This is a genomic window from Salinicola rhizosphaerae (assembly GCF_014652715.1).
In the GTDB taxonomy this organism is placed as follows: domain Bacteria; phylum Pseudomonadota; class Gammaproteobacteria; order Pseudomonadales; family Halomonadaceae; genus Salinicola; species Salinicola rhizosphaerae.
In genome coordinates, this window is the sequence record NZ_BMZI01000018.1 from 1 (window position 1) to 1,327 (window position 1,327).

Annotated in this window: 1 protein-coding gene; it reads left to right on the forward strand. The window is 66.0% G+C overall.

Annotation, left to right across the window (positions count from 1 at the left end):
* On the forward strand, positions 1-1,327 hold a 1,327-nt coding region (locus tag IE125_RS19130), incomplete at both ends, for an Ig-like domain-containing protein (RefSeq protein WP_189446286.1).

A 1,327-nucleotide genomic window follows, 5' to 3' on the forward strand; every position in this document is an offset into this window, starting at 1 on the left:
GCCAGACCGACACCACTCAGATCAGCTACACCGTCAGCGACGGCCAGGGCGGTACGGCCACCTCGACACTGACCGTGACGGTCACCGGCACCAACGATGCCCCGGTCGCCAAGGCCGATACCGGCAGCACCGGCGAGAACACCACCCTGACCGTCACCGCCGCCAATGGCGTGCTGGCCAACGACAGCGATGTCGATGGCGGTACGCTCAGCGTGAGCGCGGTCAACGGCACGGCGGCAAGCGTGGGCACCGCGATCGCCGGCTCCAACGGCGGCACGTTCACGCTGAACGCCGATGGTAGCTACAGCTTTAACCCCGGCACGGCGTTCGATCGTCTGGCCGCGGGTCAGACGGATACCACTCAGGTCAGCTACACCGTCAGCGATGGGCAGGGCGGCACCGCCACCTCCACACTGACCGTGACCGTCACCGGCACCAACGATGCGCCGATCGTCACCGCACCGCTGTCCACCAGTGCGACGGAAGACGGCTCTCCGGTCACGCTCAACCTGCTGTCCGGCACCAGCGATGTCGATGGCGGCATGCTCAGCGTCACCGGTCTGCCGACCACACTACCGGCAGGCGTGACCTATAACGCCACCACCGGCCAGTTGACACTGGATCCGTCCAACGCCGCCTACCAGAACCTGGCTGCCGGTCAGACACGAGACGTCAGCGTCAGTTACACCATCAGTGATGGTCAGGGTGGCACGGTCGCGCAGAGCGCCACCTTCACCGTCACCGGCACCAACGATGCGCCAGTCGCTCAGGCGAGCACCGCCACGACCGGCGAGAACGCGGTTCTCACCGGTCAGGTCCCGGCAGCGACGGATGTCGATGGCACGATTGCGGGTTATGAGCTGGCGACGGATGTTGGTGCGGGCAATGGCTCGCTGGCGTTCAATGTCGACGGCTCGTACACCTTCAATCCGGGCACTGACTTCGATGCGCTGGCCGCCGGCGAAAGCCGCGATGTCACGTTCACCTACACCGCGACGGATAATGACGGCGGTGTGAGTGCGCCGCAGACCGTCACGATCACCGTCACCGGCACCAACGACGCGCCGGTGGCCGTTGCGGATACCCAGACCACCGGCGAGAACACCGTTCTCACCGGTCAGGTCCCGGCGGCGACCGATGTCGACGGCACCATCGCGGGTTATGAGCTGGCGACGGATGTTGGCGCGGGTAACGGCAGCCTCAGCTTCAACAGCGACGGTAGCTACACCTTCACGCCGGGTGCTGACTTCGACGCGCTGGCTGCCGGCGAGAGCCGCGACGTTACGTTCACCTACACCGCCACGGATAACGACGGCGGTGTCAGTGC